The sequence below is a fragment of the Photobacterium panuliri genome, assembly GCF_059920555.1.
The window spans coordinates 65,268-89,157 of sequence record NZ_CP197192.1 but is presented as its reverse complement, the minus strand read 5'-3'; the positions used below and the strand labels follow the sequence as shown (position 1 = coordinate 89,157).

Below are 23,890 nucleotides of genomic sequence, written 5' to 3'. Positions count from 1 at the left end.
TCACCCCGTCTTTAGTGAACTATCAATTTTCTTTTGGCGATTATTTGTTAGTTTTTCCCGTCCTAAAGGCCAGCTAATTTGGACGATCAATAACAGTATGCATAGCATTTCGTAGACAGGAGACAATAGGTAATAAGCTGTCAGCAATAGAATGATCAAGCTATAGCTAACGGTTAACCGACGCAGAGGATAGGGCAGGGGCAGGTAAGATTGGCTGAAATAATAAAATAAGCCTAGGCGTAATAGCTGGAGCCCTATACCGGCACCAATAAAAGCATAAAGTCCGTACGAAGGAAGGATGAATAGCAATATCCCCACTGCGCAGCAGGCGCTGAATATACCTATAAGTACCACACTTTTGCCGTCTGTTTGATGATAGCAACCGATGTTGAGCAAGGTGCTGGCATGTTTGAACATCATCATGATTCCAAGCAATGGAAGCATGTCGGCACTGGCGTGAAAATCGTTAGGAAGCCACCAAAGCAAGAAACGAGATCCGACCGTGATGATCCCTGCTGCAACCAGGCAGCTTAGTTGGCAGCCTATTACGCTGATGGTGGCAGCTTGTTGACGTTCGCTTGCTGTGCTGACTAAGCCAAAGCGCTTGGGATACCACCATAGGCCAAAAGGTTCGAGTAACAGGCTCGCAGCAATAGCCCATTGCATGGCAACGGCATACGGTGCCAACAAGCTAAGGCCTAATGTATCAGCAATAGCCCAGCGCTCAGCGCCGATGACAACAAAACTAAGTACGCCAGAGAGTGTAATAGCCCGCCCATACCGAAAGAAGAGTGTGAGGTGACCCAGTTTTGGCGTGGGAAAATGTCTGGCTAAGATGGCAACTTGCACTATCTGTGCGATGAGACTGGCAGCCATGACCCCATTAACCCCATAGGGCCGGGCCAATAGTACGATACCCAAGCCTTGAGTAAGGGTGAAGATGACTTGTGCGCCAACAAAGAGTTTGGCCTGATTACGGATCCGTAAAATGGCCAAAGGAACACAGCATAATGTATTGATAAACAATGAGGCTAGTAAGCAGTGCAAGGCAAATGACGGTGGTTGGCCGGGAAGGAGTTGCTGTAACCAAGGTACTGATAGCTGGGCGAGAACTGTCAGTCCGCCAGCGATAGAGAGCAGAAGTCCCAGCGCACTACGGAAAATCTCATTTTGATCTGGCTGGTCATGAGCAAAACGATAAATGGCATCACTGATCCCAAAAGACATGATGATTGTCAGTAAACAGCCCAAGGTGATAAGCACATCGAGTCGGCCAAATTGCTCCGGGCCCAACCATTGGGTCACAAAAGGTTGCAGAGCTAATGCAATAAGCTTGCTGCTTATCAGGCCAATAGCGTATACCCCCATTGTCATCGCTGGGGTCATAATGCATTCACCTGAGCCGAGAGTTTTTGGGCCTGGGAGTGGGCGGTAAATTGTGCCATGACTTGGTTAAAGGCTTTTTCTCTGAGCGAGGTGAGCTTGTCTATTGGTTCAAGTCGGTGAGCTGTCATCGTCTGGGCCAGAGACGTGTGATCGTCCATGGGGACCTGATAGCCATATTGGTTGGCAAGAATTTCACTACAGCCAGCCAGATCTGTCGTGATGACAGGCAGCCCCAGAGCCATCGCCTCTTTGATAACCAGTGGGCCAGTGTCTTTGTCACCGTTGGGGGCGACAGTAAAAGGGACAACTAACGCTTTATAATTATTGGCATGTTGCCTGTACCATGCAGCATCTTGGCTGCCTAAAAAGTGAATCTGCCGAGTGACTCCCTGTTGCTGGGCCAATTGCTGTAGCTGAGAGCGTAACGGGCCATCACCGACAATGTCCAAGGTGGTATCGGGGGGCAGTAGGCTTAATGCTTTGATCAATGTGTCTAGCCCTTTTTTTTCTACTAATCGCCCGATAAACAGAAAGTCTTTCTTGGGGGCCCAATCAGGTGCTAGAGGTGGGTATAAGGCCGAATCAATTCCGCAGGGGATGTGCAATACGGGACGATCTGTTGCAGCTTGCAGTTCAATTTGCATTTCTTTGGTAACCGCGCAGATGAAATCGGCTGCCTGTAACTTGCTGTCAATGTCTTGTGGCGAGGCGTAGATATCTGCGCCGTGGCCAACAAAAGAGACGGGAATGTCGAGCAATTTGGCTGCCACGATGGCTGTTGCGGCACTGTGCCAGGCAAAGTGGGCATGAAGGTGTTTGCAGTTGTCTTTTTTGGCTAAATGAGCCAACTGTAATCCTTGTCTAAGGAGTGATAGGTAGTTAAATCCATGTTGTTGCGTGATGAATTTATGGCACCGGAAAAAATTCCAGAGTTTTCCCATTGGGTATTTGGGGGCGGATGACAGATAGCGGCAGTGCTGTTTAAGTTCCTCGTCAGCTGTTTGGTAATATTCTCCCGAGTTGAAGGCGTAAGGCTGGACAGAGTGTCCCAATGCTTTCATTGCTCGCATCTCTACCCCAATAAATGTTTCGGATAACGTTGGGAAGATAGGGATCACATAACCAATTTTCTTCATTGTTCCATCCTCACTGCTGTTTCTAACAAACGTATGTAGTGATGTGTCGCATTCTGTCTGAGAGTTTCGGCTGTACTTATCTATCCAATATTTCTATCCAATATTGATGCCAACACGTATTGGCGTGTGGATTGCATCCGAGTCATGTGAGAGATGATTTGAAGGTGGATGTGATGAACTCAAAAACAGAAGTGAGTGTGGTGATCCCGAATTTTAACTGTCTACAAACGTTGCCGAGGGCACTCGAGAGTATCCGGATGCAAAATGTGCCGGTCGAGATCATTGTGGTTGATGACGGTTCTAATGATGGTTCGCGAGAATGGTTGGCACAACAAGCCGATGTCAAATTACTCTTTACCGAACGGGCTGGGGTATCGAAGGCAAGAAATTATGGGATTGAATACTGCTCTAATGCGCTAGTCGCTTTTCTTGATGCTGACGATTACTGGCTGGAAAACAAATTATCCCAACAGATAGCGCTACACCAAAAATACCCAGCGTTGGTATGTAGTTTTACTGATTACATGCATATGACAGAAGAAGGGCAACCTATTATTGGGTGTTTTGAGTACTGGCCTCGTTTTCGTAAAAAACTTCTTAGTGCTGAATCGTCATTTGTATTTCCTTTCTTCATGCCTTTGCTGTATGCCGAAAATGTGGTGGGTACCAGTACCGTTATGGCGAAGAAGCAAGCCTTATCCGATGTCGGAGGATTTGACCCCCATTTGAAGTCTGCTTCAGATTGGGATTTGTGGTTAAAATTAGCGGATAGAGGGGAAGTAGGAGGGCTGAATAGTAAATTATGCCATTACATCTCGGATAGAGGAGATGCCATCAGCCGGGATCATGACAAGCGTCTTAACGCGATGAAGCTGATTTTGAATAAGCATCGCCCGAAAATCCGTCACTACCCAATAGCCATACTAGCTGGCTACTTACGCTGGCTGACGGGAAAGGCTGAATATAATCGCCTGAAAAAATCCTATTACGTATCGGCATGCCAGGAGTTAGTTGTGTTTTGCTTGCAACCCAGCAGCCGACGGATAAAGGCGGTCTACCGGGATATATTAAGTATCGTGCTTTAAAAACAACCCACACTTGCTGTGTTGGGTTGTATTTTGTGCGGTTGATATTTTTTTTGTTTTTTATGCTTGCCAATAATTATTCTCTCCCTATAATGCCGCCTCACCGACACGGACAACGTAACAAGATGACTGGTCGGCAAGGTTGAAAAGCAGAGTGAAAAAAGTGTTTGACACATGATTTTGGTTTGCTAAGATAGTCAGCCTGTTCAGCGAGGTAATCTTTTGAATATAAAGGGTTGGCTAGTTGAAAATATTGTTCTTTAACAATTTGACCATGCAATCTGTGTGGGCACTCGTGAAAAGATTTAGTCAAAAGATTTAAATCAGTGAACTGAGTGACCAAATCGGTAGCAATACCGGCACAGTCAATTTATCAGTAATCACTGAGCCGTTTCTTCGGAAACACAAAAACTTTAATTGAAGAGTTTGATCATGGCTCAGATTGAACGCTGGCGGCAGGCCTAACACATGCAAGTCGAGCGGTAACATTCCAAAAGCTTGCTTTTGGAGATGACGAGCGGCGGACGGGTGAGTAATGCCTGGGAACATGCCTTGGTGTGGGGGATAACCATTGGAAACGATGGCTAATACCGCATAACGTCTACGGACCAAAGAGGGGGACCTTCGGGCCTCTCGCGCCAAGATTGGCCCAGGTGGGATTAGCTAGTAGGTGGGGTAACGGCTCACCTAGGCGACGATCCCTAGCTGGTCTGAGAGGATGATCAGCCACACTGGAACTGAGACACGGTCCAGACTCCTACGGGAGGCAGCAGTGGGGAATATTGCACAATGGGGGAAACCCTGATGCAGCCATGCCGCGTGTGTGAAGAAGGCCTTCGGGTTGTAAAGCACTTTCAGTAGGGAGGAAGGCAGTGTCGTTAATAGCGGCATTGTTTGACGTTACCTACAGAAGAAGCACCGGCTAACTCCGTGCCAGCAGCCGCGGTAATACGGAGGGTGCGAGCGTTAATCGGAATTACTGGGCGTAAAGCGCATGCAGGCGGCTTGTTAAGCCAGATGTGAAAGCCCGGGGCTCAACCTCGGAATAGCATTTGGAACTGGCAGGCTAGAGTCTTGTAGAGGGGGGTAGAATTTCAGGTGTAGCGGTGAAATGCGTAGAGATCTGAAGGAATACCGGTGGCGAAGGCGGCCCCCTGGACAAAGACTGACGCTCAGATGCGAAAGCGTGGGGAGCAAACAGGATTAGATACCCTGGTAGTCCACGCCGTAAACGATGTCTACTTGGAGGCTGTTCCCTTGAGGAGTGGCTTTCGGAGCTAACGCGTTAAGTAGACCGCCTGGGGAGTACGGTCGCAAGATTAAAACTCAAATGAATTGACGGGGGCCCGCACAAGCGGTGGAGCATGTGGTTTAATTCGATGCAACGCGAAGAACCTTACCTACTCTTGACATCCAGAGAACTTAGCAGAGATGCTTTGGTGCCTTCGGGAACTCTGAGACAGGTGCTGCATGGCTGTCGTCAGCTCGTGTTGTGAAATGTTGGGTTAAGTCCCGCAACGAGCGCAACCCCTATCCTTGTTTGCCAGCGCGTAATGGCGGGAACTCCAGGGAGACTGCCGGTGATAAACCGGAGGAAGGTGGGGACGACGTCAAGTCATCATGGCCCTTACGAGTAGGGCTACACACGTGCTACAATGGCGTATACAGAGGGCGGCCAACCAGCGATGGTGAGCGAATCCCACAAAGTACGTCGTAGTCCGGATTGGAGTCTGCAACTCGACTCCATGAAGTCGGAATCGCTAGTAATCGTGGATCAGAATGCCACGGTGAATACGTTCCCGGGCCTTGTACACACCGCCCGTCACACCATGGGAGTGGGCTGCACCAGAAGTAGATAGCTTAACCTTCGGGGGGGCGTTTACCACGGTGTGGTTCATGACTGGGGTGAAGTCGTAACAAGGTAGCCCTAGGGGAACCTGGGGCTGGATCACCTCCTTAACGATATGACTGCGCTTTTGACGCAGTGTCCACACAGATTGCTTGGTTGAAAGTAAAGACGACGTGTCCCATTCGTCTAGAGGCCTAGGACACCGCCCTTTCACGGCGGTAACAGGGGTTCGACTCCCCTATGGGACGCCACTTTCTAAACATACTTGCCTGGCAAGTGTCGTTAGAAAGTGGATGCCGCAAGGCAACACATGCTCTTTAACAATCTGGAAAGCTGACTAGTAAGTGATCGAAAGATCACACTAAATGTTTTCGTTCTTCGGAACGAGAACGAGTTCTCAAGCAACACACATTCAAGTGTCTTGGCTTTTGTCTCCACTTTTTCAAAAGTGGAATAAAAGAAGAGAAGTCCGGCAAAACAACGTCTATCACAACTCAGATAGACAACCTTGGTTGTTTGAACATACGAAACCTCTTGGGGTTGTATGGTTAAGTGACTAAGCGTACACGGTGGATGCCTGGGCAGTCAGAGGCGATGAAGGACGTACTAACTTGCGATAAGCCAAGACGAGGCAGTAAGAGCCACTCGAGTCTTGGATTTCCGAATGGGGAAACCCAGCTGCATAAGCAGTTATCTCAATGTGAATACATAGCATTGTGAGGCGAACCGGGGGAACTGAAACATCTAAGTACCCCGAGGAAAAGAAATCAACCGAGATTCCGGCAGTAGCGGCGAGCGAAACCGGATTAGCCCTTAAGTTGAATTGGCACTAGGCGAACACGCTGGAAAGCGTGGCGATACAGGGTGACAGCCCCGTAGCCGACGGTGCCTTTACAGTGAAATCGAGTAGGACGGGACACGTGTTATCCTGTCTGAACATGGGGGGACCATCCTCCAAGGCTAAATACTCCTGACTGACCGATAGTGAACCAGTACCGTGAGGGAAAGGCGAAAAGAACCCCTGTGAGGGGAGTGAAATAGAACCTGAAACCGTGTACGTACAAGCAGTAGGAGCAGGCTTGTCCTGTGACTGCGTACCTTTTGTATAATGGGTCAGCGACTTAATTTTAGTAGCAAGGTTAACCGTATAGGGGAGCCGTAGGGAAACCGAGTCTTAACTGGGCGTTCAGTTGCTAGGATTAGACCCGAAACCGAGTGATCTAGCCATGGGCAGGTTGAAGGTGAGGTAACACTTACTGGAGGACCGAACCGACTAATGTTGAAAAATTAGCGGATGACTTGTGGCTAGGGGTGAAAGGCCAATCAAACTCGGAGATAGCTGGTTCTCCCCGAAAGCTATTTAGGTAGCGCCTCGGACGAATACTACTGGGGGTAGAGCACTGTTAAGGCTAGGGGGTCATCCCGACTTACCAACCCTTTGCAAACTCCGAATACCAGTAAGTACTATCCGGGAGACACACGGCGGGTGCTAACGTCCGTCGTGGAGAGGGAAACAACCCAGACCGCCAGCTAAGGTCCCAAAGTTATCGCTAAGTGGGAAACGATGTGGGAAGGCTCAGACAGCCAGGATGTTGGCTTAGAAGCAGCCATCATTTAAAGAAAGCGTAATAGCTCACTGGTCGAGTCGGCCTGCGCGGAAGATTTAACGGGGCTAAGCGATACACCGAAGCTGCGGCAATGTGACTTGTTCACATTGGGTAGGGGAGCGTTCTGTAAGCCGCTGAAGGTGTCCTGTAAGGGGCGCTGGAGGTATCAGAAGTGCGAATGCTGACATGAGTAACGACAAAGGGGGTGAAAAACCTCCTCGCCGGAAGACCAAGGGTTCCTGTCCAACGTTAATCGGGGCAGGGTGAGTCGACCCCTAAGGCGAGGCCGAAAGGCGTAGTCGATGGGAAACGGGTTAATATTCCCGTACTTCTTGCTATTGCGATGGGGGGACGGAGAAGGCTAGGTGGGCCTGGCGACGGTTGTCCAGGTTCAAGTATGTAGGCTGATGGTTTAGGCAAATCCGGACCATCTCAAGGCTGAGATACGACGTCGAGGCACTACGGTGCTGAAGTCATTGATGCCATGCTTCCGGGAAAAGCCTCTAAGCTTCAGATAGCAAGGAATCGTACCCCAAACCGACACAGGTGGTCGGGTAGAGAATACCAAGGCGCTTGAGAGAACTCGGGTGAAGGAACTAGGCAAAATGGTACCGTAACTTCGGGAGAAGGTACGCTTCTGACGGTGAAGTCCCTCGCGGATGGAGCTATCGGAAGTCGCAGATACCAGGTGGCTGCAACTGTTTATTAAAAACACAGCACTGTGCAAAATCGAAAGATGACGTATACGGTGTGACGCCTGCCCGGTGCCGGAAGGTTAATTGATGGGGTTAGCGCAAGCGAAGCTCTTGATCGAAGCCCCGGTAAACGGCGGCCGTAACTATAACGGTCCTAAGGTAGCGAAATTCCTTGTCGGGTAAGTTCCGACCTGCACGAATGGCGTAATGATGGCCACGCTGTCTCCACCCGAGACTCAGTGAAATTGAAATCGCAGTGAAGATGCTGCGTACCCGCGGCTAGACGGAAAGACCCCGTGAACCTTTACTACAGCTTGGCACTGAACATTGACCCTACATGTGTAGGATAGGTGGGAGGCTTCGAAGCAGGTACGCCAGTATCTGTGGAGCCGTCCTTGAAATACCACCCTTGTAGTGTTGATGTTCTAACGTCGCCCCCTTATCGGGGGTACGGACAGTGCCTGGTGGGTAGTTTGACTGGGGCGGTCTCCTCCCAAAGAGTAACGGAGGAGCACGAAGGTGGGCTAATCACGGTCGGACATCGTGAGGTTAGTGCAATGGCATAAGCCCGCTTGACTGCGAGAATGACGGTTCGAGCAGGTGCGAAAGCAGGTCATAGTGATCCGGTGGTTCTGTATGGAAGGGCCATCGCTCAACGGATAAAAGGTACTCCGGGGATAACAGGCTGATACCGCCCAAGAGTTCATATCGACGGCGGTGTTTGGCACCTCGATGTCGGCTCATCACATCCTGGGGCTGAAGTCGGTCCCAAGGGTATGGCTGTTCGCCATTTAAAGTGGTACGCGAGCTGGGTTTAGAACGTCGTGAGACAGTTCGGTCCCTATCTGCCGTGGGCGCTGGATGATTGAGAGGGGCTGCTCCTAGTACGAGAGGACCGGAGTGGACGAACCTCTGGTGTTCGGGTTGTGTCGCCAGACGCATTGCCCGGTAGCTAAGTTCGGAATCGATAACCGCTGAAAGCATCTAAGCGGGAAGCGAGCCTCAAGATGAGTCATCCCTGATACTTTAAGTATCCTGAAGGGTTGTTGGAGACTACGACGTAGATAGGCAGGGTGTGTAAGCGCTGTGAGGCGTTGAGCTAACCTGTACTAATTGCCCGTGAGGCTTAACCATACAACACCCAAGGGGTTTTATCGGACTCCACGAGCACTTGAATGCAGTGCTTGAGACACTAGTTAACTTTCCCAGATTATGAAGATATTCCGCCTACCAGAGGTAGCGCCGGGATAAAGTTCGATAGCAAGACAAGTTGTGAGTCGAGTGAAGGAGTTTAGCCTGCTAAATGACTGAGCGAGAGAGCAATTTAACGTAGCTAGCGAGCTTTATAGCCAGCGGAATATATTCAACAGAATTTGCTTGGCGACCATAGCGTTATGGACCCACCTGATCCCATGCCGAACTCAGCAGTGAAACGTAACAGCGCCGATGGTAGTGTGGGGCCTCCCCATGTGAGAGTAGGACATCGCCAGGCTCAAAATTTAGAAATTCGCAGATTGCGGGTTTCAAAACAGAATACGTGCTGATATAGCTCAGTCGGTAGAGCGCACCCTTGGTAAGGGTGAGGTCCCCAGTTCAAATCTGGGTATCAGCACCACGCATTTTGTTCAGCGACAATAGCACAATGGTCCCACCTGATCCCATGCCGAACTCAGAAGTGAAACGTTGTAGCGCCGATGGTAGTGTGGGGTCTCCCCATGTGAGAGTAGGTCATTGCTGAACACCCTTTCAAAACCCAGCCTTCGGCTGGGTTTTCTCGTTTCTGCTCCCCTCATTTTCACTTCATAGTATGAATTTTTTCGAAGTAATCTTCCCGAACATTAATTCTTTTTATCTGTTTTCTCTTGCGGTAACTGTTATTCTCTTATAGTTTATTTAGATATCTGGACGTCTAAACATCCCTTTGGTGTCCGAGGCTATGTTTAAGGAGTGAACACCATGCCGATCAAAATTCCTGATCAACTGCCCGCAACGGATATTCTTCGTGGGGAGAATATTTTTGTTATGTCAGAAACCCGGGCTGCGAGTCAGGAAATTCGTCCTTTGAAGGTATTGTTGCTGAATTTGATGCCGAAGAAAATTGAGACGGAAACTCAATTTCTCAGGCTATTATCCAATACCCCTTTGCAGGTGGATGTTGAGCTTTTACGTATCGATAATCGTCCCACCAAGAATACGCCAACAGAGCATTTAGATACGTTCTATCGTCAGTTTGAGATGGTTAAGAACCGTAATTTTGATGGCCTAATCGTGACAGGTGCACCGCTAGGGTTGGTACAGTTTGAGGATGTACTGTATTGGGAAGAAATCCAGGCCATCATGAGTTGGGCTCGTACTCATGTGACTTCGACCTTGTTTGTGTGCTGGGCTGCTCAAGCTGGCCTGAAGCTACTTTATGACTTACCTAAGCGAACCCGCAAGGAGAAACTTTCTGGTGTCTATTGGCATCAGGTTCATGATTGCCGCAATCCGATTGTGAGAGGATTTGATGACAATTTTCTTGCCCCACATTCCCGATATGCCGATTTTTCGCCTGAGTATTTAGAAAATCATACCGATTTGGATATCTTAGCGACATCCTCTCAGGCTGGTGTTTACCTGGCTGCGACCAAAGACAAACGCAATGTTTTTGTGACAGGCCATCCCGAATATGATGCTCTGACCTTGCATAACGAGTACACAAGAGATGCAGGTGAAGGCATGGAGCCTAATTTGCCTCTTAATTACTACCCTGACGATAACCCTGAATTACCACCGGTTGCTAGTTGGCGTAGCCACGGCCATTTGCTGTTTTCAAATTGGCTAAATTACTGTGTTTATCAGCAAACACCGTATGACCTTGAGCATTTTTCTGAAGAGCGCTTCACCAAGGATGAATAGTTCATTGGGGACAGTAGAGACAAAAAAAGACCTGCCATGGCAGGTCTTTTTTATCGGGGGGAATGAACAGGATCAAGCGTTCTGCTTGGCTTCCCATTGTTTCGCTTTATGGATGAGAGGTGTGATTGTTGAGCCTTGCACCAGGATAGAAAACACCACCACGGCATAGGTCATCACAAGAATAATCTCACGGACATCGATTTGCTTGTCCGGGATAACCATGATCCCTGCTGGGATCGACATCGCCATGGCCAGTGCAAGGCCACCACGCAGGCCACCCCAAGTGAGGATTTTGACTGACAGCGGATTGTAGTCACGGTAGCGGTTGAAACCGACATAAGAGAGCTTGACGCTCAGGTAGCGGCTCAATAGAACGAGTGGTACGGCAATCACCATCATGATCCAGTCTTCTTGGTGGAAGGCAAATTGCAGCATGCTCATACCAATCAGCAAGAACAGCAGCCCGTTGAGGAATTCATCCACCAATTCCCAGAAGTGGTCGAGGTGATCCTCGCTCTCTTTAGAAAAGCCGATATAGCGGGTCCAGTTACCGATCATGATCCCCGATACGACCATGGCCAGCGGACCTGAGACATGCAGGACATCTGCCAGAACATATCCGGCAGTTGGGATACCTAATGTCAGTAGTAGTTCCATTGAGTGGTCATTGGTGGCACTGATCAAGTAGTGGAAAATCAAACCGAGGGCAAAGCCGTAGGCGATACCACCGATAGCCTCTTGCAAGAATAATTTACCGACACCCATGGCTGTGGGTGCTTCGTTGCCAAAGGCAATCGTGAAGAGTGTCACGAAGATGACGAGGCCGAAACCGTCATTGAACAATGACTCGCCTTCGATTTGAGTCGAAATGCGCTTTGGGGCATTGAGCTTTTTGACAATGGCCAGAACAGCAATCGGGTCGGTAGGTGAGATCAGGGCACCAAAGAGCAGGCAGTAAATAAGGTCAAATTGGATACCCAGCCCTTGGCAAATACCCCAGAGGGCGAAGCCGATAAAGAAGGTGGAGAAAAGGGTGGCAAACAGGGCGAGGGTGGTGATTTCCCATTTTTGATCTTTGAGGTGGGGAAGTTTGATCCCCAACCCTCCGGCAAATAGAAGAAAGCCGAGGATCCCTTTGAGCAAGAAGCTTTCGAAATCAATTTTTCCGAGTTGATCCGCAGCTATGCTTTCGAGGTGGAACCAACCGTTTTGGCCAGCGACGATAATAATAAGTGAAAGGATCAGGGCGCCAGCAGTAATGGCGATCGTTGATTGCATTTTGCCGATTTTGCTGTTGATAAACGCTATCAGCATGGCGGCGGCAGCTAGAAAGCAGAGGGTGCTATAGACGGACATCCTAGGACCTCGGAGGTTGTGGATTGTAAAGGGCGAAAGTGTGACAAAATATAAATCTAACGTGCTTCAATAGCCATTATTATTTTATTTTAGTGAGTTAATATTTAATCAAGTGAAACACCATTTAGCCATCTAGATTTCCATTGTTGCTGTGGTAGGATGTGAAAAAGCTGTAACATGAAATAAGGAAGTAATGTGGTGGTGATGGGCAAGGAACAATTACAGAAGCGCCTGAATGAGCAGATATTGATCATCGATGGCGGCATGGGAACCATGATCCAGAGTTATAAACTCGAGGAACATGACTATCGCGGGACGCGTTTTGCTGACTGGCAGTCGGATCTCAAGGGCAATAATGATCTGCTGGTTCTGACGCAGCCACAACTTATCAAGGATATCCATTGTGCCTATCTAGAGGCCGGGGCCGATATCCTCGAAACCAATACATTTAATGCGACCAGCATTGCGATGGCTGATTATGCAATGGAGAGCCTCAGCGCCGAGATAAATTTCGAGGCTGCCAGATTGGCCCGGCAAGCAGCCGACGAATGGACGGCGCAAACGCCGGATAAGCCACGCTTCGTTGCCGGGGTGCTCGGTCCTACCAACCGGACGTGTTCTATTTCTCCGGATGTCAACGATCCCGGTTACCGTAATGTTACCTTTGACCAACTGGTTGAGGCCTATGCTGAATCGACTCGGGCCCTGCTCGATGGCGGTGCCGATATTATTTTGATCGAAACAATTTTCGATACCCTCAATGCCAAGGCCTGTGCTTTTGCCGTCGATCTTGTGTTTGACGAGCGTGGTGAGAGCTTACCTGTGATGATTTCCGGAACCATTACCGATGCCTCGGGGCGGACGTTATCCGGGCAGACGACGGAAGCCTTTTACAATTCCCTACGCCACGTAAACCCGATTTCCTTTGGCCTGAACTGCGCGCTGGGGCCGGATGAGCTTCGTCCTTATGTCGAAGAAATATCGCGAATATCGGAAACTTATGTGTCGGCTCACCCTAATGCCGGGTTGCCTAATGCGTTTGGTGAATATGATCTTTCGCCCGAAGAGATGGCGAGCCATGTTGCCGAATGGGCCCAAAGTGGCTTTATTAACCTGATAGGGGGCTGCTGCGGAACCACGCCCGAGCATATCCGCCATATGTACGAGGCGACTCGTGGACTGTCCCCCCGCCCCTTGCCTGAGATCCCTATTGCTTGCCGGCTTTCTGGGTTGGAGCCGTTGACCATCGAGAAGGAGACATTGTTTCTCAATGTTGGCGAGCGAACCAATGTGACGGGATCGGCGCGCTTCAAGCGCCTGATCAAGGAGGAGCTCTATGACGAGGCCCTCGAAGTTGCCCGCCAGCAGGTGGAAAACGGGGCGCAGATCATCGATATCAACATGGATGAGGGGATGCTGGATGCGAAAGCGTGCATGGTGCGCTTTCTCAACTTGTGTGCCTCCGAGCCGGAAATCTCTAAAGTCCCGATCATGGTGGACTCCTCCAAATGGGAGGTGATCGAGGCGGGCCTGAAGTGCATTCAGGGTAAAGGTATTGTCAACTCCATCTCATTGAAGGAAGGCAAAGCCAAGTTTGTCGAGCAGGCAAAACTGATCCGCCGCTATGGTGCCGCGGTGATCGTAATGGCATTTGATGAGGTTGGCCAGGCCGAGACTCGCGAGCGAAAGCTGCAAATATGTACCCAAGCCTACCGGATTTTGGTCGATGAGGTTGGCTTCCCGCCAGAAGATATTATCTTCGACCCCAACATTTTTGCCGTGGCGACAGGGATCGAAGAACATAATAATTATGCCGTCGACTTTATCGAGGCTGTGGCGGATATCAAGCGCGACCTGCCATATGCCATGATCTCCGGCGGGGTTTCCAACGTTTCCTTCTCATTCCGCGGTAATAATTACGTGCGCGAGGCTATCCACGCCGTGTTCCTTTACCATTGTTTCAAAAACGGCATGGATATGGGGATCGTTAACGCAGGCCAGCTAGAAATCTACGATAACGTGCCTGATAAACTGCGTGAAGCCGTTGAAGATGTGGTGCTTAATAGGCGGAGTGATAGCACCGAGCGCTTGCTCGATATTGCGGCCGAATATGCGGGCAAGGGGGTAGGGAAAGAGGAGGATGCCTCGGCACTAGAATGGCGTACTTGGCCTGTAGAGAAACGCTTGGAGCATGCCCTTGTCAAAGGGATCACCGAATTCATCGTTGCTGATACTGAAGAGGCCCGGGTGAATGCCGCCAAGCCGTTGTCGGTTATTGAAGGGCCGTTAATGGATGGTATGAATGTGGTCGGCGATCTGTTTGGTGAGGGTAAGATGTTCTTGCCGCAGGTGGTGAAGTCTGCCCGAGTGATGAAGCAAGCGGTGGCCCATTTGGAGCCCTTTATCAATGCAGAGAAGCAGGCGGGGAGCTCGAACGGCAAGATCCTGCTGGCGACGGTGAAGGGGGATGTGCACGATATCGGCAAGAATATTGTCGGAGTGGTTTTGCAGTGCAATAACTACGAGATTATTGATCTTGGTGTGATGGTGCCTTGCGAGAAGATCCTCAAAGTCGCCAAGGAAGAAAATGTCGATATTATTGGTTTGTCGGGGCTGATCACCCCTTCATTGGATGAAATGGTCCATGTTGCCAAGGAAATGGAGCGGCAAGGGTTCGACTTGCCTCTGCTTATTGGCGGTGCGACGACGTCTAAAGCCCATACTGCGGTGAAGATCGAGCAAAACTACCGTCAGCCCGTGGTTTACGTCAACAATGCCTCGCGGGCTGTCGGGGTGTGTACCTCTTTGCTTTCTGATGAATTGCGGCCTGCTTTTGTTGAGCGGTTAGATCTTGATTATGACAGGGTTCGTGATCAGCATAACCGCAAAAAACCGCGGACCAAGCCAATCAGCCTTGATGCGGCTCGCGACAACAAGGTTGCGATTGACTGGGGTCGCTATACCCCCCCGATACCGGCCCAGCCGGAGATTCAGGTGTTTGATAATATGGATGTGGCGACCTTGCGCCGTTATATAGACTGGACCCCTTTCTTTATGACCTGGTCGCTGATGGGGAAATACCCGGCGATCCTTGACCATGATGAAGTCGGTGAGGAGGCCCGCCGTCTGTTTGCTGATGCCAATGCCTTGCTCGACAGAGTGGAGCGAGAGGGATTGCTTCAGGCAAGGGGGATGTGTGCCTTGTTTCCCGCGAATAGTGTGGGGGATGATATTGAAGTCTATACCGACGAAAGCCGGGAGACCGTTGCGAGGGTGCTGCATCATTTGCGCCAGCAGACCGACAAACCTAAAGGTCCCAACTATTGCCTGTCAGATTATATTGCCCCGAAAGAAAGCGGAAAACCTGATTGGATCGGGGCATTTGCGGTCACTGGGGGGATTGGCGAGCGTGAACTGGCTGATGCTTACAAGGCACAGGGGGATGATTACAACGCGATTATGATCCAAGCCGTGGCTGATCGGTTGGCAGAAGCATTTGCCGAGTATCTGCATGAGCGGGTGAGGACGGAAATTTGGGGCTATTCGCCGCAAGAGAGCCTGACCAACGATGATTTGATTCGGGAAAAATATCAGGGGATCAGGCCAGCACCTGGCTACCCAGCCTGCCCAGAGCATTCCGAGAAAGGCGCTTTGTGGGATTTGCTCGGGGTTGAAGAGGCGATTGGCATGTCGCTGACGAGCAGTTATGCAATGTGGCCGGGGGCTTCGGTATCGGGATGGTATTTCTCTCATCCTGAGTCTCGTTACTTTGCGGTTGCCCAGGTCCAGGCTGACCAGCGTGACAGCTATGCTGATCGCAAGGGGTGGGATTTGGCCGAGGCCGAGAAATGGCTGGGGCCAAACCTCGGTTGATTGTGAAAGATCAAAAAAGGCACTCTGGGAGTGCCTTTTTTTCATCAAGGTTCAGCTTATTCAAACAGGCCCTGATGAAGGGTCTGTACCACTTCGCGTGACTCGGCTGTTTTGACCAGGAAGCACAAGTTGTGGGTGCTGGCTCCAAAGCAGATCATCCGAGGGCTGTACTTTTCCAGTCGGCTGAATACTTGGGTTGCAGCGCCTGGGGCGTCGCCCAGATCATTGCCGATCAGAGCAACGAGGCAGAGATCTTGTTCTACCTCAACCCGGCAAAGTTTGCTCAGGGCTTCCATTGCGGCTTCTGGCAGGCGAGGTGCGCCGCCGCACGTATCTGTTTGATCCAACGTTAGGGAAACGCTGACTTCAGATGTTGTGATGAGATCCACCGAGATTTTGTATTCGGCCAGGATTCTGAATACCTCGGCCAAGAAACCGTAAGCATGGAACATGTTCAGGCTAGTCAGGGTGACCATCGTCTGGTTGCAGCGCAGAGCCAGAGCTCGGAATTTCGGAGCATCGGTGACACTCTGGCGAATCCATGTTCCGCCTTGTTCAGGGGCTTTGGAGGAGCCGACAAATACAGGGATTTGCTGGCGCACAGCCGGGAGCAAGGTTGACGGGTGAAGGATCTTAGCGCCGAAGTTTGCCATTTCGGAGGCTTCGCAGAAGCTGATCTCTTTGATCGGCTTGGCGTTGGCTGCAATGCGAGGGTCAGTGGTGTACATCCCCGGGACATCGGTCCAGATCTCTAGGATTTCTGCACCGATGGCTTCGGCGATCAACGCTGCGCTGTAGTCGCTGCCACCACGGCCCAAGGTCGTCGTGACGCCAGATTCGTCGGCCCCGATAAAGCCCTGTGATACGATAATCGTATCTGTCTTCAAAATAGGCTGAAGATGCTGGTCGGCAAGTTGTCGAATGGTGTCGACCTCAGGTACGGCTTTGCCGTACTGGCTGTCGGTCCGCATGACGTCACGGATATCGAAACGTAGGGCGCTCGCCCCCATTTCGTTGAGAATTTGGGTAAACAAGTGGGTAGAGAGCAATTCACCATGGGCGACAAGCTGGTCAGTCAGTTGTACTGACGGCTTTTGTGCGGCTTGCTCTGCTAATTTAGCAATATGGCTAATAAGTTGTTCGACCTGGGTTGTGACCGTTTCAGGATGGGCCAATTGGTCGATGATGTCTTGGTGGATCGTTCGTAGTTGTTGTAGCCGTTTGGAGCGCTGCTCGTTATCGGCAAGTCCGTTTGCAAGTTCAACCAGCAGGTTGGTTACGCCAGAACATGCACTAATCAACACTACCTTAGCGGCAGGATTATCCTTGATGATAGTGGCACTTCGGCTCATGGCGGCATGATCGGCTACGCTGGTGCCGCCAAATTTCGCTACGGTAATCGGTGGAGGAACAGTAAAGTTATTTTCTACAAAGCTCACAATGAGTCTCCCAGTATGAAATAGAACAATCAATTACCAGGGGGGACTCGGGATCAGATCCCGACATACAGTCGGAGCAATTAGGTAGGATGTAGACGTCGAACGGTACAACAACCAGAAGCTCCTCACCTTCCTGTACCATAGGTTGGAAGGTGACAGCCAGAAGGATTCAACCTCCAAAGCCGATATGCCATGCCCCCTGTCATGCCATATCTCGGCGTTACTCCCCCTCTCAAGATTGCTTTGGGGTGGGGCCCCGCAATCATCGATACCTGGGTAACGCTCCTCTTCTGTCTGCCCCCGAAAAATCACGATTTCGGGATGAACAAAAAACGATCTGTATTGAAGCTGATTTTCTAGCCCTTTGTCAATTGGTTGCAGGGAAGAATAAGCAAAAAAAATGCAAAAAAGTGTCTGGGTTTGGCTGCTATCAATATTCTGTTCATAAATACACTTATCTTCGAGGGGAACTGGCGAGCCGGCATGTATTGACGAAAGTATTGGCGCGGGTATTCAACAGCAAGACGGATGCATAGATATACGCATATTGGCGGGGGAGCTGATATAGTCATATTGAACCCTATAACCAAGGCTGACCGAAGAACGTCAGGGAGGACCAAGCATGACTAAAACCAGTTTCTACCCCCCGCAACGGACATTGATGGGACCTGGCCCGTCAGATATTTCCCCGCAGGTGCTGCAGGCATTGAGCCGGCCGACAATCGGCCATCTCGATCCGTTGTTCATCGGGATGATGGATGAGCTAAAGCAGTTGCTACAGTATGCCTTCCAAACCCAGAACCCATTTACTATCGCGGTATCAGCCCCCGGCAGTGCGGGTATGGAGGCGTGTTTCGTCAATTTGGTCGAGCCCGGCGATAAGGTGATTGTTTGCCGTAACGGGGTGTTTGGCGACCGAATGAGGGAAAATGTCGAGCGTTGTGGCGGGATCGCGGTCATGGTCGATAATGCGTGGGGAGAGCCGGTTGATCCAGAACTGGTTGAACAAGCCTTGGAGGCTCACCCCGATGCGGTGATTGTCGCGTTCGTTCATGCCGAGACATCAACTGGTGCGCTGAGCGATGCCGAAGTGATTGCTCGGCTGGCCAGAGAGCACGGCTGCCTGACGATAGTCGATGCGGTGACATCGCTCGGTGGTGTTCCGCTGCTGGTGGACGAATGGCAGCTTGATGCTGTTTATTCGGGGAGCCAGAAGTGCCTGTCATGCGTGCCGGGGTTGTCGCCTCTGACGTTTTCAGAGCGTGCAGTGGCCAAGATCCAGTCGCGCAAGACCCCGGTCCAGAGCTGGTTTTTGGATCAGAGCCTGGTGTTGGGCTACTGGAGCGGTGAGGGCAAGCGTAGCTACCATCATACCGCCCCGGTCAACAGTCTTTATGCGCTGCATGAAGCTCTGGTAATCCTGTACAACGAGGGGCTGGAGAATGCGTGGCAGCGCCACCGTGATATGCATAATGAACTGCGAGAGGGGCTGGAACAGCTGGGTATTGCCTTCGTTGTCGAACAGCCCTATCGCCTGCCGCAGCTGAATGCGGTGTATATCCCGGACGGGGTGGATGATGCCGCCGTGCGGAAATTATTGCTCGAACGCTATAACTTGGAGATCGGTGCCGGACTGGGGGCGCTGGCGGGCAAAGCATGGCGGATTGGCCTGATGGGGTATGCAGCCCGTAGCGAGAATATTGCGTTGTGCCTGCGGGCATTGGAGAGCGTGCTGAAGTAACGCCACCAACAGTAGGGAGAAAATGGCAGCCGAGAGATCGGCTGCCATTTTTTTATCGGGCCAGGGGCTTATGGGCACCATCTTTGGCTGGGGTGAAATCCTCTAACGGGAAGAGGTAGATGGCTTCTAGGCGTACCTGCTCGGCCAGTTCAGGCTTGTCGATGAAGGTATAGGCCACGATAAGCTGACGGTAGAGTTTCGGGCGAGTCCATGTTTTGGCTTTTATGTTTGCCCAGTGGATAAACTCGTTAACCAATTGGTCGTTATCGTTGGCCATTCCGATTTGCAATTGGGCTTGATAGAGATCCCATTCGTAACGGTTTTGCCATGCCCAGGGGTTGTTGACTTTGAGCAGCAGGTCAATGTTGCCCTCGGGATTATTTTCGAAACGGCTAAGCAGTTGCCCCGAATATAGCGAAGTGGTCATGAACGTTGTCACGATCAGCGGCAATACCCATGCTGAGACGCGAATAGGCACGATATGTTTTAAGGGCGTCTTATGGTATTTGGCTGTCAGGTTATCGACCCAGTAGATCAGGATAACAAAGGTGATCCAGTGAACCAGTGAATAGTAGAACGGGTACTCTAGCTGGATATGCAGCACTATGGGGAAAAACAGCCCCAACAAGGCAAGCCGTGTGCCGTGGCGGGCTTTCTTTACTTTAAACAGTACAGCTGCCGTCGCAAGGAAAATACCGAGGAGCGGAACGATGCCTCCTTCTACCGCCCAGAACAACAGCTCGTTGTGAGGATGGTGGAGAGTGGGTAATCCAGCTGGCTGGCTTGGGTCAAGCTGGTGCCACTGAGCAGTTTGTAGCAGGTAGTTGGTGGTGAATGTGCCGTAGCCGTAGCCGGTCAATGGCTGGTTTTCTAGCATTGCGACCGCTTGTGATAGATGGCTCACGGGGAGACCGGCTAGAGTCTGGCTGTCATCAGGCGGGGTCCACTCGATTTGGGTACCGATATGCAAGGCAATACTTAGGCCGAGCATTACCATCAAAAACCACATCCGGCCTTGTGCCCTGGCGGCAAAGTGGCGTAGATAGGGAAGCATCAGACAGCTAGCGATCACCGCGGCAAGCCAGCCGGTCGTGGAACTCAGAATAACCAGCAGCGGAATGGTGACGACAGGGGTCAGGAGTAAAAAAAGCTGCCGCCATGACCATTTCCCGCGGTACATCGGAATACGTGCCAGCAGATAGGCCGACAGAGCCAAGCCGGTAGCAAGAAAACTGGCCATGGTAGTGTTGTTGGGAAAGATACCAGCAGGGTTGAGGCTGAGGTCCGCAAGAGAAGCGAAAGGGCTGAACGGCGATTGCAGGATCAGTTGTACCCAGCCCCAGACGGCCTGCATCCAGATAGCGATCAAGAGCATCCAAAGCAGGGCCTGACGCTGCTTCAGGTTGAAGGCAAATTGTTGGAGAGCGATAAACAGCAGCATCCCGCTCCACAGACCCAGCAAGCGAGGTAATGCCTGAACAGGATTGGCTTGCGGATAGGCAAGGGGCAGGGTGAGCAGCAGGCAACTGATCAGCAGGACGACGGTCAGTCTGGAATAGCGCCAGATACGCTGACGGCTGATTTCCAGCAGACCGACGCCGAGCGCCAGGCTTAGCGGGATCCAGCTCATGGCATTGGAAGGAAGGGCGAGCCCTGTCCCTGCAGGATGCGGCTGGAAGTAGTGCATTGTCAGCAGGAACAAGCAGCCTAGTGCGACCAGAAACGGCTTGATCAAGGGCTTGCTGATCCCTTTGTCTGCCATCTGGGTGCCTTTTACGTACAACACTGTCATTGCGTTTCCATTCGAGAGAAAACCGGGCCAAGGCCCGGTTTGTCATTTTGTTATTGTCTTATCCCGTTATTTTACTGTGCTTACAGTGGGTAGCAACGGTTTCAGGAACCGTGCCGTGTGAGATCCCTCTACGGTTGCCACCTGTTCGGGGGTGCCGCAGGCAATAATCTCGCCGCCGCCGCTGCCGCCTTCCGGCCCTAGGTCAATAATCCAGTCGGCTGTTTTGATGACATCGAGATTGTGCTCGATCACCACGATGGTGTTGCCGTGGTCGCGTAGCCGGTGCAGGACATTGAGCAGTTGCTGAATATCATGGAAGTGGAGGCCGGTTGTCGGCTCGTCGAGGATATACAGCGTCTTGCCGGTGTCTCGTTTGGATAGCTCGCGGGCGAGCTTGACTCGCTGGGCCTCGCCCCCGGAAAGGGTCGTGGCGGCTTGGCCGAGGCGGATATAGGACAGGCCGACATCCATCAGGGTTTGCAGCTTGCGGGCGATGGCTGGCACCGGGTCGAAGAACTCTCGCGCATCCTCGACGGTCAGCTCCAGTACCTCATCGATGGTTTTGCCTTTGTAGCGGACTTCCAGAGTCTCGCGGTTGTAGCGCTTGCCCTTACAGGCATCGCACGGCACATAGACATCCGGCAGAAAGTGCATTTCGACTTTGATCATCCCGTCACCCTGACAGGCTTCGCAGCGGCCGCCCTTGACGTTGAAGCTGAAGCGGCCCGGCTTATAGCCACGGGTACGTGATTCCGGGGTGCCGGAGAACAGCTCGCGGATCGGGGTGAAGATCCCGGTGTAGGTTGCAGGGTTCGAGCGCGGCGTACGGCCAATCGGGCTTTGGTCGATGTCGATCACTTTGTCGAAATGCTCCAGATCGCGGATTTCTCGGTAAGGAGCCGGCTGACCGGTGGTTGCCCCATTGAGGTGCTGGTGGGCAATAGTGAAGAAGGTATCGTTGATCAGGGTGGATTTTCCCGAGCCGGATACCCCGGTCACACAGGTCAGCAAGCCGACCGGGATCTCGATATCGACGTTCTTCAGGTTGTTGCCGGTAGCGCCGAGCAGCTTGACGGTGCGCTCGGGATCCATTTCGATTCTGTGTTCGGGCACGGCAATGGCTTTTTGACCGCTGAGATACTGGCCGGTCAGTGACTGCTCGTTGGACAGAATGTCTTCAAGCGTCCCTTCGGCGATGATGCTGCCGCCGTGGACTCCGGCCCCGGGGCCGATGTCGATGATGTGGTCGGCGGTGCGGATCGCATCTTCGTCATGCTCAACCACGATGACGGTGTTGCCGAGATCGCGTAAGTGGGTCAGAGTTTTGAGCAACCGTTCGTTGTCGCGCTGGTGGAGGCCGATAGAGGGCTCGTCCAGCACATACATGACACCGACTAGGCCTGCGCCAATCTGGCTGGCAAGGCGGATCCGCTGGGCTTCGCCGCCGGAGAGGGTCTCGGCACTGCGCGACAGGTTAAGGTAGTTGAGGCCAACATTGACCAAGAAGCTGAGGCGATCATTGATTTCCTTGAGGATCTTCTCGGCGATTTGGGCTTTCTGGCCGGTCAGCTCAAGCTGGCTGAAAAATGCCATGGCTTCGCTGATACTCATCTCGCTTACGGCGGGCAGGGCGGTATCGTTGATGAACACATGGCGGGCCTCTAGACGCAGGCGCGAGCCGCCGCAGCTGCCGCACGGCTTGGTCGAGACGAATTTGGCCAGCTCTTCGCGTACCGCGTTGGATTCGGTTTCGCGGTAGCGGCGCTCCATGTTGTTGAGGATCCCCTCGAACGGGTGGCGGCGTACCGTGATATCACCACGGTCATTGATGTATTTGAACTCGATATCGGTTCGGCCCGATCCTTTCAGCACGACCTCTTTGATTTTGGCCGGCAGCTCATTGTAGGGAGCTTCGATATCGAAGCCGTAGTGCTCGGCCAGCGAGCCGAGCATCTGGAAGTAGTAGAAATTACGGCGGTCCCAGCCGCGGATTGCCCCACCGGCCAGGCTCAGTTCGCCGTTTTGAACCACTCGTTCGGGATCGAAAAACTGCTGGTTGCCCAAGCCGTCACAGGTCCCGCAGGCACCGGCCGGGTTGTTGAACGAGAACAGGCGCGGCTCAAGTTCAGCCATGCTGTAGCCGCAGTGAGGGCAGGCAAAGTTGGCCGAAAAGATGATCTCATCGTGCTCGCCTGCGGTCATCGGGCTGACCACGACGGTACCGCCGGACAGCTCCAGTGCGGTTTCGACGGATTCGGCCAGCCGCTGCTGGAGATCATCGCGAACCTTGAAGCGATCGACTATGACTTCGATGGTATGTTTCTTGTGGAGCTCCAGCGTCGGTGGATCGGACAGATCACATACCTCGCCGTCGATCCTCGCGCGGATATAGCCTTGGGCCGCGAGGTTTGCCAGTGTCTTGACATGCTCGCCCTTGCGCTCTTTGACGATCGGGGCCAGCAGCATCATTTTGCTGCCCTCAGGCAGCTCCAGCACTTTGTCTACCATCTGGCTCACGGTCTGGGCGGCCAGCTCCGTGTTGTGGGTTGGGCAGCGCGGTTCACCGACACGGGCATACAGCAGGCGCAGGTAGTCGTAGACTTCGGTAATGGTACCGACAGTTGAGCGGGGGTTGTGGGATGTCGACTTCTGCTCGATGGAGATCGCGGGGGAGAGACCTTCGATATGGTCGACATCGGGTTTTTCCATCAGTGACAGGAACTGGCGGGCATAGGCCGACAGGGACTCAACGTAGCGGCGTTGGCCTTCGGCATACAGGGTATCGAAGGCAAGGGAGGATTTCCCTGAACCCGACAGGCCCGTGATCACGATCAGCTGATCCCGGGGCAGCGTGAGGGAAATGTTCTTGAGGTTATGGGTTCGGGCACCCCTGACTTCGATTTTATCCATATCGTATACTTATTATTGATTCGTATGTGAATGCGGCATTATTGCACAGCCCCTAGATCCGGAAAAGAAAAAGCTGTATAAATGCACAGTAATGTGGTTGCAATAGCAGCACAGTTTTCTTGC

At 51.9% G+C, this 23,890-nt stretch carries 10 protein-coding genes, 2 tRNA genes, 4 rRNA genes and 1 riboswitch; of the genes, 10 read left to right on the top strand and 6 right to left on the bottom strand.

Annotated elements, in window-relative coordinates; all coding sequences use genetic code 11:
- Both ACSF8X_RS00420 and ACSF8X_RS00415 read right to left on the bottom strand, forming a co-directional pair.
- On the bottom strand, positions 1-1,386 hold the full coding sequence (locus tag ACSF8X_RS00420; protein ID WP_500850454.1) for a lipopolysaccharide biosynthesis protein: 1,386 nt from the start codon (positions 1,384-1,386) through the stop codon (positions 1-3).
- The gene (locus tag ACSF8X_RS00415; protein ID WP_047880917.1) at positions 1,383-2,522 is read right to left on the bottom strand and encodes a glycosyltransferase family 4 protein; all 1,140 of its coding nucleotides are present in this window, start codon (positions 2,520-2,522) and stop codon (positions 1,383-1,385) included. Before ACSF8X_RS00415 ends, ACSF8X_RS00420 begins: the two co-directional genes overlap by 4 nt.
- Before the next feature lie 173 nt (positions 2,523-2,695).
- On the opposite strand from ACSF8X_RS00415, the gene ACSF8X_RS00410 reads away from it, so the two are divergent.
- The 8 genes from ACSF8X_RS00410 (at position 2,696) to metA (ending at position 10,656) form a co-directional block, all read left to right on the top strand.
- Positions 2,696-3,607 (top strand): glycosyltransferase, encoded by a 912-nt coding sequence (locus ACSF8X_RS00410; RefSeq protein ID WP_500850453.1) that lies wholly within the window; start codon positions 2,696-2,698, stop codon positions 3,605-3,607.
- Positions 3,608-4,021: 414 nt separating this feature from the next.
- Positions 4,022-5,566 (top strand): 16S ribosomal RNA (locus tag ACSF8X_RS00405).
- 65 nt (positions 5,567-5,631) lie between these two features.
- Positions 5,632-5,707: transfer RNA gene (locus ACSF8X_RS00400), tRNA-Glu, on the top strand.
- Between the two features lie 295 nt (positions 5,708-6,002).
- Positions 6,003-8,892 (top strand): 23S ribosomal RNA (locus tag ACSF8X_RS00395).
- A gap of 242 nt (positions 8,893-9,134) precedes the next feature.
- Positions 9,135-9,250 (top strand): 5S ribosomal RNA (rrf, locus tag ACSF8X_RS00390).
- A 47-nt stretch (positions 9,251-9,297) separates the two neighbouring features.
- Positions 9,298-9,373, top strand: a tRNA-Thr gene (locus ACSF8X_RS00385).
- Between the two features lie 9 nt (positions 9,374-9,382).
- Positions 9,383-9,498 (top strand): 5S ribosomal RNA (rrf, locus tag ACSF8X_RS00380).
- Together the 16S, 23S and 5S rRNA genes with 2 tRNA genes alongside form the textbook arrangement of a ribosomal RNA operon.
- 216 nt (positions 9,499-9,714) lie before the next feature.
- Entirely contained in the window at positions 9,715-10,656 is a 942-nt protein-coding gene (metA, locus tag ACSF8X_RS00375; RefSeq protein ID WP_047878518.1) for a homoserine O-acetyltransferase MetA, read from the top strand.
- A 72-nt stretch (positions 10,657-10,728) separates the two neighbouring features.
- Here metA and ACSF8X_RS00370 read toward each other — a convergent pair whose 3' ends face one another.
- Complete coding sequence (locus tag ACSF8X_RS00370; protein ID WP_047878519.1) at positions 10,729-12,012, bottom strand: cation:proton antiporter; 1,284 nt, start codon at positions 12,010-12,012, stop codon at positions 10,729-10,731.
- A gap of 204 nt (positions 12,013-12,216) precedes the next feature.
- Between ACSF8X_RS00370 and metH the strand changes: the two genes are divergently transcribed.
- The gene (metH, locus tag ACSF8X_RS00365; protein ID WP_500850452.1) at positions 12,217-15,885 is read left to right on the top strand and encodes a methionine synthase; all 3,669 of its coding nucleotides are present in this window, start codon (positions 12,217-12,219) and stop codon (positions 15,883-15,885) included.
- A 56-nt stretch (positions 15,886-15,941) separates the two neighbouring features.
- Here the strand turns inward: metH and lysC are convergent, their stop codons facing one another.
- Positions 15,942-17,324: a lysine-sensitive aspartokinase 3 gene (gene lysC, locus ACSF8X_RS00360; protein WP_500850451.1), complete on the bottom strand. Its 1,383-nt coding sequence runs from the start codon at positions 17,322-17,324 to the stop codon at positions 15,942-15,944.
- Positions 17,325-17,434: 110 nt separating this feature from the next.
- Positions 17,435-17,622: riboswitch (Lysine riboswitch) on the bottom strand.
- Between the two features lie 324 nt (positions 17,623-17,946).
- Here lysC and ACSF8X_RS00355 point away from each other — a divergent pair.
- A complete protein-coding gene (locus ACSF8X_RS00355; protein ID WP_500850450.1) occupies positions 17,947-19,065 on the top strand; it encodes a pyridoxal-phosphate-dependent aminotransferase family protein in 1,119 nt (372 codons plus the stop codon).
- Between the two features lie 52 nt (positions 19,066-19,117).
- Here the strand turns inward: ACSF8X_RS00355 and ACSF8X_RS00350 are convergent, their stop codons facing one another.
- Both ACSF8X_RS00350 and uvrA read right to left on the bottom strand, forming a co-directional pair.
- Positions 19,118-20,857, bottom strand: coding sequence for a PglL family O-oligosaccharyltransferase (locus tag ACSF8X_RS00350; RefSeq protein WP_500850449.1), 1,740 nt, complete (start codon positions 20,855-20,857; stop codon positions 19,118-19,120).
- A 66-nt stretch (positions 20,858-20,923) separates the two neighbouring features.
- Complete coding sequence (uvrA, locus tag ACSF8X_RS00345) at positions 20,924-23,767, bottom strand: excinuclease ABC subunit UvrA (RefSeq protein ID WP_500850448.1); 2,844 nt, start codon at positions 23,765-23,767, stop codon at positions 20,924-20,926.
- Positions 23,768-23,890 lie beyond the last annotated feature (123 nt).

Bases quoted from the DNA above. Each gene is read 5' to 3' on its own strand.
- ACSF8X_RS00410 (WP_500850453.1), top strand. From the start codon at position 2,696: ATGAACTCAAAAACAGAAGTGAGTGTGGTGATCCCGAATTTTAACTGT.
- ACSF8X_RS00420 (WP_500850454.1), bottom strand. From the start codon at position 1,386: ATGACCCCAGCGATGACAATGGGGGTATACGCTATTGGCCTGATAAGC.
- metA (WP_047878518.1), top strand. From the start codon at position 9,715: ATGCCGATCAAAATTCCTGATCAACTGCCCGCAACGGATATTCTTCGT.
- metH (WP_500850452.1), top strand. From the start codon at position 12,217: ATGGGCAAGGAACAATTACAGAAGCGCCTGAATGAGCAGATATTGATC.
- ACSF8X_RS00355 (WP_500850450.1), top strand. From the start codon at position 17,947: ATGACTAAAACCAGTTTCTACCCCCCGCAACGGACATTGATGGGACCT.
- ACSF8X_RS00350 (WP_500850449.1), bottom strand. From the start codon at position 20,857: ATGACAGTGTTGTACGTAAAAGGCACCCAGATGGCAGACAAAGGGATC.
- ACSF8X_RS00415 (WP_047880917.1), bottom strand. From the start codon at position 2,522: ATGAAGAAAATTGGTTATGTGATCCCTATCTTCCCAACGTTATCCGAA.
- ACSF8X_RS00370 (WP_047878519.1), bottom strand. From the start codon at position 12,012: ATGTCCGTCTATAGCACCCTCTGCTTTCTAGCTGCCGCCGCCATGCTG.
- uvrA (WP_500850448.1), bottom strand. From the start codon at position 23,767: ATGGATAAAATCGAAGTCAGGGGTGCCCGAACCCATAACCTCAAGAAC.